Consider the following 8,557-nt stretch of genomic DNA (forward strand, 5'->3'; position numbering starts at 1 on the left):
ACACGCCTCCATTGGTGGACCTGCCGGTGAGCTGGTCAGTCGATCAATCGGGTTGGTGATACTCCGGAAATACGGCAACGGCCTGCACGGGCTGCTTCGTCATGCACACCTCGAACAGGCGGCTGGCGAGCCACTCGGCCAGCCAAGCCTGTACGGCGGGCAGCGGCTGGGCAGCAAACCAGTCCGGCTCCACCGCCGCAAACTGCCGCACGAACGGGAAGATCGCCAGATCGGTGGCGCACGGCGTCGCGCCACCAAGATAGCGTTGCGCCAGCAAGCGGGATTCCAGCGGTATCAGCAGCGTTTCTGTTGCCCGGGCACGGGCCGTCTCACGGGGCGTGGTCTCTTGCGGATACCGGTCTGGGTATTTGTAGCGATCGAGCTGGCGCTTGAACTCGCCGTCGTTGGTGTGCAGCAGCGCGAGGTTCTCGTCGGATTGCGCGCGGCGCCACCAGCCTTCCGGGTCGCGTGCTTCGAAGGCCCATTGCATGATGTCGAGGCTCTCTTCCAGCACGCTGCCGTCGGTCAAACGCAAGACGGGAACGGTCCCTTTCGGGGACAGCGCCAGCAGTTCGGCAGGCTTGTCGCGCATGACGATCTCGTAGGTCTGGAAGCGTCGATTGGCTTGCAGCATCGCCAGGCGCGCACGCATGGCGTAGGGGCAGCGGCGATAGCTGTAGAGCAGGGGCAGGGCTGGATTGTCGGACATCGATACGAATGCGGGGCTACGGATTTCAGGCGCGTCAGGGTAGCGGATTCATGGGCGCGGCGCGCTAGGCCGCCAGACGTGAATGTCCGGATCGCCCGGAGCGCCGCACCGATTGCGGCGGCTGCCCGAATACGCGAATGAACGCACGCCGCATGCGTTCGGGGTCGGCAAAGCCCACGGCGCGCGCGATGTGCTCCAGCGATTCATCACCCGCTTCCACGCGCGGCCGGGCGATTTCGGCACGGAGTTTTTCGATGGCCTTCGCGGGCGTCTGGCCAGTCTCGGCCACGAAGGCGCGGTCGAACTGGCGGCGGCTCAAATGGGCCACTTCGGCCAAGCGGTCGACGTCCAGCGCTTCGTGCAGGTGTTCGCGCGCGTAGCCCAGCGCACGCGCGATGCGGCTCGATGCCGGGTCCAGCTCCAGCAAGGTCGAGAACTGCGATTGCCCGCCGGGCCGCCGGTGATAGACCACCAGCTCGCGGGCCACGGCGCGCGACACGTCGACGCCCAGGTCTTCCTCGATGAGCGCCAGCGCCAGGTCGATGCCCGACGAGATGCCGGCCGACGTCCACACCGGCCCGTCGTGGATGAAGATGTGGTCGCTCTGCACCTGCACGCGCGGATAGCGTCGCTGCAGCAGCGCCGCCATGCGCCAATGCGTCGTGGCGCGGCGGCCATCGAGCAGGCCTGCCGCCGCCAGGGCAAACGCGCCGGAGCACACGCTCGTCATGCGTCGCGAGTGTGCTGCCGCTTCCCGCACGAAAGCGATCAGCCGCGGCGAGAACGCGTCTTCACGCGGGCCGTTGCCGCCCGAGATGATCAACGTATCGAAGGCCGGATCGTCCAGGCCTTGCGTCTGCATGACGAGGCCCGGCGCGCTCTGCACCTGCGCGCCCCCTTCGGACAGCACGTCGATCCGGTACGCCGGCTGGGGTGCCAGGCGGTTCGCCACGTCAAAGGCCGTCAGCGGGCCAGTGAAATCGAGCAGGCTGCAGCCCGGAAACACCAAAAAGCCGATTCTGCGCATGATGTCTTGAAATGAGGGATTAACGTCATTTAGGCCTGATGTTGCTCCGCCAGACTGCTGCTGTCAAACGCATTTCTGGAGAGACGATCATGACAACCGCGATGTGCTTGCCGGCCACGTCGACGCCGATGTCGCGCCATCACCGCTGGAAGGTGCTGGGCGTGGGGGTGGCCGCCAATGCGAGTTTTTCGGCCGCGTTTTCGGGCATCCCGACGACTGCCGTGTTCATCCGCTCGGCGTATCACCTGGGCAATGCGGAGCTGGGTGTGGCGCTGGGTGCGCTGGGGCTTGGCATTGCCATCAGCGAGCTGCCGTGGGGTTTGCTGACCGACCGCTGGGGCGATCGCACGGTGCTGCTGGCGGGGCTGGGGCTGACTGCGCTGGCCCTGTTCGTGATGGCATGTTGCGTGGTGCCGCTGCATGGCAACGTGCCGCCGCTTGCGTGGCTGGTGGGCGGCATGCTGAGCGTCGGCCTGCTGGGCGGCAGCGTGAACGGATCGAGCGGCCGCGCGGTCATGGGCTGGTTTCGCGAAGGCGAGCGCGGATTGGCCATGAGCATCCGCCAGACCGCCGTACCGCTGGGCGGCGGCATTGGGGCGCTCGTGCTGCCGAGCCTGGCGGCGCACGCCGGGTTTGCCGCCGTCTACGGCGTGCTGGCGGCGGCGTGTGCATTGACTGCGGTGCTGACGTGGCTGTGGGTGCATGACGCACCGGACATGGTGAATGCCGTTGCGCAAGCAGCCACGCCGGGCAGCACTGGCCCGCTGCGCGATCCAATGCTGTTGCGCATGGCCCTGGCGATCGGACTGCTGTGCGTGCCGCAAGGGGCCGTCGTTGCGTTCGCCACGGTGTTCCTGCGCGACTTTGCGCACGCCAATGTGCTGACGCTCAGCCTGACCATGGCGGCGGTGCAGGGCGGGGCGGCCGTCATGCGCGTCTGGAGTGGCCGCTGGACCGACCGCCACGGCAATCGCCGCGCTTATCTGCAGGCGTGTGCGCGGTTGAGCGCCGCGCTGTTCGTGGTGCTGGCCGGCGTGGCCTGGATGACCTCGGCGCTGTCGGTTGATCTGTCGGTCATGCGGGTGGCGCTGGTGGCGGCCGTGGTGGCGGGCGGTATCTGCGTATCAGCGTGGCATGGCGTGGGTTATACGGAACTTGCCACGCTGGCCGGTGCGCAGCGCGCCGGCACGGCGCTCGGGCTTGGCAATACAGGCGCGTTTGCCGCGCTCGGGCTCACGTCGCTGTGTCTGCCGCAGGTGCTGGCGTGGTCATCGTGGCCGGTGGTGTGGCTGGTGGCGGCAGGCAGCGCGCTGATTGCGTGGCGTGTGCTGCCGGCGCAGCGTCCATAGGTGTACGCAGCGCCAATCCCCTCGTTTCTTCCTATAGTGAGCCGCAGGCGCCGCCCGGTGCGGCCCCGTAAAACGAAGCAACGCAACGAAACGAGGGGGCCACCATGGCAGGCTTGGGCGCAATCGACCACGTGGTCGTGCTGATGTTGGAGAACCGGTCGTTCGACAACCTGTTCGGCACGCTGTATTCAAAGAGCGCGGAGTTCGACGGCCTGTCGGGCGAAGAAACCAACCCAGACGGTGGCGGCCAGCCGATCCGCGTGTGGACGACGCCCGCGCCGGCCAACGTGATGACGCTGCCCAATCCCGACCCGGGCGAACTCTTTACCGACATCAACCAGCAGCTCTTCGGCCAGCAGATGCCGCTGGGGCAGACGCCCACCATGCAGGGCTTCACCACCAACTACGCCAAGAACGGTGGCGACCCGCGCGACATCATGCATTTCTTCACGTCGGACCAAGTGCCCGCGCTCAGCACGCTGGCGCGCAATTACGCCGTGTGCGATGCGTGGTTTGCCTCGGCGCCGTGCCAGACGTGGCCCAACCGGTTCTTTGTCCACACCGGCACCGCGCACGGTTATCCGAACAACTCGCCGGTGCATTTTCCGTACTTGACGCCGACGCTGTTCAACGCGCTAGACGGCGTGGTGCCCGACGACTGGGCCGTCTATTACCACGACTTCGCACAGTCGCTCACGCTCACGCGGCTGTGGCTGCATCTGGACCACTTTCACCTGTTCGACGATTTTCTCGACGATGCGTCCAGCGGCAAGCTGCCTTCGTACAGCTTTATCGAGCCGCGCTACTTTGCCGATCTCGACTGGCCCAACGATATGCATCCGCCGCACGATGTAGGCTACGGCGATGCCCTCGTCGCGCAGGTGTACAACGCGCTGCGCAGTTCGCCGCAGTGGCATCAGACCCTGCTCGTCATCACCTTCGACGAGCACGGTGGCTGCTTCGACCACGTGCCGCCGCCCGCCGCGGTGCCGCCCAGCCCGCCGCAGCCGGGGCAGCTTTTCGCGTTCGACCGGCTGGGCGTGCGCGTGCCGGCGGTGGTGGTATCGCCGTGGATTCCCAAGGGCACGATCTTCCGCTCGAATGTGGCGCAGCCGTATGATCACACCGCCATCATCAAGACGCTGCGCATGCGCTACAACATCCGCACCCCGCTCACCGCCCGCGATGCCAGTGCGCCCGACCTCGGCCACGTGCTGGAGCTGAGCGCACCCGATGACGACCGCGAGCCCGTCGTCGCGCGTGCCATCGCAGCAAACCCGGCCGGCTTGCAGGCCGCCCGCAACGCGCCGCTCAACGATTTCCAGTGGGCCATGCATGAGTCGGCGGCAATGCTGGCGCCGCTCGGCACCGGCATCAGCATTGACGACCACGTGCGCAACCTCTCGACCGATCAGCAGCCGCCGGTTCCCGCTGCGCAGAACGCCCAGCAGGCGGCGCAGCACATCAAGGACGTGCTGGCATCGATGGATCTGCCGCACGCGGGGCAATGATCATGAACGCACCGCTTCCGCTTCCGCATCCGCCCGTCGTCATACGCGCTTTCCGACCTGGCGACGAGCCGCTCCTGCACGCCGTCTTTCACTCCGCCGTGCACGGTATCGCCTCCCGCCGATACAGCCCCGAGCAATGCGAGGCCTGGGCCCCCACCGATTACGACGTCGCCCAGTGGGGCGAGCGCATCCGCCGCATCCAGCCGTTCGTGGTGGAACGCGCCCGGCGCCCCGTCGCCTATGCCGATTTGCAGGCGAACGGCTATATCGATCACTTCTTCGTATCGGGCGACCATGCGCGACAAGGCATTGGGCAACAACTCATGAGCCACATTCTCGGCTTGGCAGCGCAGCGCGACGTGCCGCGTGTGCAAGCCCACGTGAGCTTGAGCGCCGAGCCTTTCTTTGCCCGCAACGGGTTTGAAGTGATCGCACGCCAGACCGTGACGGTGCGTGGCGTCTTGCTCGATAACGCATTGATGGTGCGCGTGCAGGCGTGAGCTAAGAGTCGCACCGGACTTTGTTCTTCGGGGAAACCCTCGCAATGTGGTTAAAGATTGCCGAGGATCTGTCGTTAGTTTTGCTGAATTCAGTTCCCTTAGAGGAACCGCTTCACGCTCCCCAACTTCGCGCGACAGATATGAAGACGCTCTCCATCAAGGCACGGCTGGCGCTGGTGCTGTTTGTTCTGGCTGTGTTCCTGGCGGGGGTCGGCGCGCTGGGCCTGGTTGGCAACATGCGCTCCAACGCCGCGCTCAAGGAAACCTATTCCAATAACCTTGCTTCCACCCGGGCGCTCGGGCAGGCGGAATCCAAGCTTGCGCAGGCGCGTACGGCATTGGACCGTGCCGTGACGCAAACGGACGCAGCCAAGGCCACTGACGCCATCGGCCGTGTCAATTTGCAGATCCAGAACAGCGACAAGGCGTGGGCGAGCTATCTGACTTTGCCGTTTTCCACGCCAGAAGAAGAAAAGGTGGCCGGTGAAGCGAAGAAGCTGCGTGAGATCGTCAAGAGCGGTATCGGCGAAGCCATTGCGGCTATCCAGCGCGGCGACAGTGAAAGCGCTCGCCGCGTCGCGATGGAGACAGTGCCCGCGCAATTCCGTGCGTACGCCGAGTTGTCCGATCGCCTCAATGCCATCCAGATGGAACTGTCCACCGCGTCGTACGAAAGGGCGCAGTCTTTCTTCAATGGGCTGGTGTGGGCGTTCATCATCGTGATTGCCTTGGGCATCACGCTGGCGGCTGGGTGCTACCTCGTACTGTCGCGCGCCATCTCGCGCCCGCTGGCAGAGATGCTCGTGCACTTCCACGAAATTTCGGGCGGCAACCTGACCACCGACGTGCGCATCCACTCGCGTGACGAGATGGGCCTGCTGATGGAAGGCCTGCAGCAGATGCAAGCCAAGCTGAAGGAGACCGTGGTGACGGTGCGCCGCGGCAGCGAGTCGATTGCCTCCGCCACGCAGCAGATCGCCGCGGGCAACACCAATCTGTCGCAGCGCACGGAAGAGCAGGCCAGCTCGCTGGAGGAAACCGCATCGAGCATGGAAGAGCTGACGAGCATCGTGAAGCAGAACGCCGACAACGCGCGTCAGGCGAGCACGCTGGCCGTCAACGCCTCCGACATTGCCGTGCAGGGCGGTGCCGTGGTGCAGGACGTGGTGACCACCATGGGCGAAATCAGCGAATCGTCGCGCAAGATCACCGACATCATCGCCGTGATCGAAGGCATTGCGTTCCAGACCAACATCCTGGCGCTCAACGCCGCGGTGGAAGCGGCGCGTGCCGGTGAACAGGGTCGCGGCTTTGCCGTGGTGGCCGGTGAAGTGCGCACGCTGGCGCAGCGCAGCGCAGGTGCCGCCAAGGAAATCAAATCGTTGATCGAAGATTCCGCCACCCGTGTGGAATCCGGCTCGACGCTGGTGGCACGTGCGGGCAAGACGATGGAAGAGATCGTCGTGGCCGTGAAGCGCGTGACTGACATCATGGGTGAGATCAGCGCGGGCTCGGCTGAGCAAAGCACCGGCATCGAGCAGATCAACGAAGCCGTCACGCAGATGGACGACGTGACGCAGCAGAACGCCGCGCTCGTTGAAGAAGCCGCTGCCGCTGCGCAGGCGCTGGAAGAACAGGCGGATGAGTTGCGTCGTGCGGTGGCGGTGTTCCGCGTAGCGATGTAAAGCAGGTTCCTGATGGGTTGCCCCGGCAGCGAAATGGCTGCCGCGGCGCTACACTGCGGGGTCGGCCTTCGGGTCGGCCCCGCTTTGTTTTATGCGGTGCATTCAGAAGCCGCTCATGGCCTTACTACGCCCCCCGAGCCATTCGCCAAGCGCCATGAGCCGGTTCACATAACGATTATTCGGAGGTGTCATGCGTTTCCAGTGTCGTCGTGTTCCCGTTCGCGTCTTGGTGTCTGCTGCCGTGTTGGCATGCAGCGCCGGCGCGTTCGCTCAGAGCATTCCCGCCAGCAAGCCCGCGCCCACCACGCTCACGCCCGAGCAGCAGCGCTACCACGACATCTATAAAGAGCTGGTCGAGATCAACACGACGCATTCGGCCGGTGACACGACCCAGGCCGCGCGCGCGATGGAAAAGCGCTTGCGCGATGCCGGGTTTGCTGCTGCCGACATGCAGGTGCTGGAGCCCTTCCCGAAAAAGGGCAATCTCGTACTGCGCTGGAAGGGCTCGGGCGGCAAGAAGCCGATGCTGCTGCTGGCCCACATCGACGTGGTGGAAGCCAAGCGCGAAGACTGGAAGACCGATCCGTTCAAGCTGCAGGAGACCGACGGCTATTTCACCGCACGTGGCGCGATCGACGACAAGGCCATGGCCTCGGCGTTCGTATCGGTGCTGGGTCAACTCAAGCAGGAAGGCTTCAAGCCGTCGCGCGACATCATCCTGGCGTTGACCACCGACGAGGAGCGCGGCGATGTGCCGACCAACGGCGCGTACTGGATCGTCAACAACAAGCCGGAGCTGGTGAAAGCCGAATTCGGTATCAATGAAGGCGGTGGCGGCGAGCTGCGCAACGGCAAGCCGGTGCTGCACCGCATTCAGGTGGCCGAGAAGATGTACACGACGTACGAGCTGGAAGTGCGCGACGTGGGCGGCCACAGTTCGGTGCCGACGAAGACGAACCCGATCTATGCGTTGTCGGCCGCGCTGGATCGGCTGGGGGCGTATCAGTTTCCCGTCAAGCTGGCCGACGTGACGCAGACGTACTTTGCCCGCAGCGCGCCGCTGGCCACGGGGCAACTGGCGGACGACATGCGTTCGGTCGGCACCGGCAAGCCCGACCAGGCCGCGATCGATCGGCTCTCGGCCATTCCGTTCTACAACGCGCAGTTGCGCACGACGTGCGTGGCGACCATGGTCAACGCCGGCCACGCCGAAAACGCGCTGCCGCAATCGGCCAAGGCCACCGTCAATTGCCGCATCCTGCCGCACGATGATCCGGCGGATATTGATCGTCAGCTGAAGCAGGTGATTGGCAACGAGAAGATCAGCGTGCGCTACGTCAACAAGCCGCTGGCGAGTCCTGCGTCGCCGCTCAATGGTGACTTGGTGAAGACGGTGGAAGCGCTGACGCAGCAGATGTGGAATGTGCCGGTCATTCCCGCCATGAGCACCGGTGCGACGGACAGCCGGTTCATGCGCAATGCCGGCATTCCGATGTATGGCGTGTCGGGGTTGTTTACCGAGCCGGCTGACCTGCGCACGCATGGTCTGGATGAGCGTATCGAGATTGCGCGGTTGTATGACGGGCGGGAGTTTCTTTATCGGCTTGTGAAGCGGTTGGCCGAGTAATTGGGTGGCTGCGCATGTGTGCTTTCTGCGGGCGTGCGCTTTATTGGTTGGATTTGTTTATGTTCGGTTTCGGCCCCTGGCGGGCGACTTACTTTCTTTGTCTTGCCAAAGAAAGTAACCAAAGAAAGGCGCGCCCGAGATGGCGAAAG

Annotated in this window: 7 protein-coding genes; 5 read left to right on the top strand and 2 right to left on the bottom strand. The window is 64.8% G+C overall.

Features of this window, described 5'->3' with window-relative positions; genetic code table 11:
* Positions 1–43 precede the first annotated feature (43 nt).
* Both FUT88_RS20360 and FUT88_RS20365 read right to left on the bottom strand, forming a co-directional pair.
* The gene (locus tag FUT88_RS20360) at positions 44–709 is read right to left on the bottom strand and encodes a glutathione S-transferase (protein WP_147217815.1); all 666 of its coding nucleotides are present in this window, start codon (positions 707–709) and stop codon (positions 44–46) included.
* A gap of 64 nt (positions 710–773) precedes the next feature.
* Positions 774–1,736, bottom strand: a complete 963-nt coding sequence (locus FUT88_RS20365; RefSeq protein WP_147217817.1) for a GlxA family transcriptional regulator — start codon at positions 1,734–1,736, stop codon at positions 774–776.
* An 89-nt stretch (positions 1,737–1,825) separates the two neighbouring features.
* On the opposite strand from FUT88_RS20365, the gene FUT88_RS20370 reads away from it, so the two are divergent.
* The 5 genes from FUT88_RS20370 to FUT88_RS20390 all read left to right on the top strand — a co-directional run bounded on the left by FUT88_RS20370 (position 1,826) and on the right by FUT88_RS20390 (position 8,408).
* Positions 1,826–3,085: an MFS transporter gene (locus FUT88_RS20370; protein WP_147217819.1), complete on the top strand. Its 1,260-nt coding sequence runs from the start codon at positions 1,826–1,828 to the stop codon at positions 3,083–3,085.
* 104 nt (positions 3,086–3,189) lie between these two features.
* On the top strand, positions 3,190–4,596 hold the full coding sequence (locus FUT88_RS20375; protein ID WP_147217821.1) for an alkaline phosphatase family protein: 1,407 nt from the start codon (positions 3,190–3,192) through the stop codon (positions 4,594–4,596).
* A 2-nt stretch (positions 4,597–4,598) separates the two neighbouring features.
* The gene (locus FUT88_RS20380) at positions 4,599–5,096 is read left to right on the top strand and encodes a GNAT family N-acetyltransferase (protein WP_147217822.1); all 498 of its coding nucleotides are present in this window, start codon (positions 4,599–4,601) and stop codon (positions 5,094–5,096) included.
* 140 nt (positions 5,097–5,236) lie between these two features.
* Positions 5,237–6,781, top strand: coding sequence for a methyl-accepting chemotaxis protein (locus FUT88_RS20385; RefSeq protein WP_147217824.1), 1,545 nt, complete (start codon positions 5,237–5,239; stop codon positions 6,779–6,781).
* Positions 6,782–6,971: 190 nt separating this feature from the next.
* Positions 6,972–8,408 carry a M20/M25/M40 family metallo-hydrolase gene (locus FUT88_RS20390; protein WP_147217826.1) on the top strand — a complete coding sequence of 479 codons (1,437 nt, stop codon included), beginning with the start codon at positions 6,972–6,974 and terminating at the stop codon, positions 8,406–8,408.
* Positions 8,409–8,557 lie beyond the last annotated feature (149 nt).

Source organism: Ralstonia sp. TCR112, from assembly GCF_007997035.1.
In the GTDB taxonomy this organism is placed as follows: domain Bacteria; phylum Pseudomonadota; class Gammaproteobacteria; order Burkholderiales; family Burkholderiaceae; genus Ralstonia; species Ralstonia edaphi.

Excerpts from the sequence above, each read along its gene's own strand:
- FUT88_RS20380 (WP_147217822.1), top strand. The coding sequence starts at position 4,599 with ATGAACGCACCGCTTCCGCTTCCGCATCCGCCCGTCGTCATACGCGCT.
- FUT88_RS20390 (WP_147217826.1), top strand. The coding sequence starts at position 6,972 with ATGCGTTTCCAGTGTCGTCGTGTTCCCGTTCGCGTCTTGGTGTCTGCT.
- FUT88_RS20360 (WP_147217815.1), bottom strand. The coding sequence starts at position 709 with ATGTCCGACAATCCAGCCCTGCCCCTGCTCTACAGCTATCGCCGCTGC.
- FUT88_RS20370 (WP_147217819.1), top strand. The coding sequence starts at position 1,826 with ATGACAACCGCGATGTGCTTGCCGGCCACGTCGACGCCGATGTCGCGC.
- FUT88_RS20375 (WP_147217821.1), top strand. The coding sequence starts at position 3,190 with ATGGCAGGCTTGGGCGCAATCGACCACGTGGTCGTGCTGATGTTGGAG.
- FUT88_RS20365 (WP_147217817.1), bottom strand. The coding sequence starts at position 1,736 with ATGCGCAGAATCGGCTTTTTGGTGTTTCCGGGCTGCAGCCTGCTCGAT.
- FUT88_RS20385 (WP_147217824.1), top strand. The coding sequence starts at position 5,237 with ATGAAGACGCTCTCCATCAAGGCACGGCTGGCGCTGGTGCTGTTTGTT.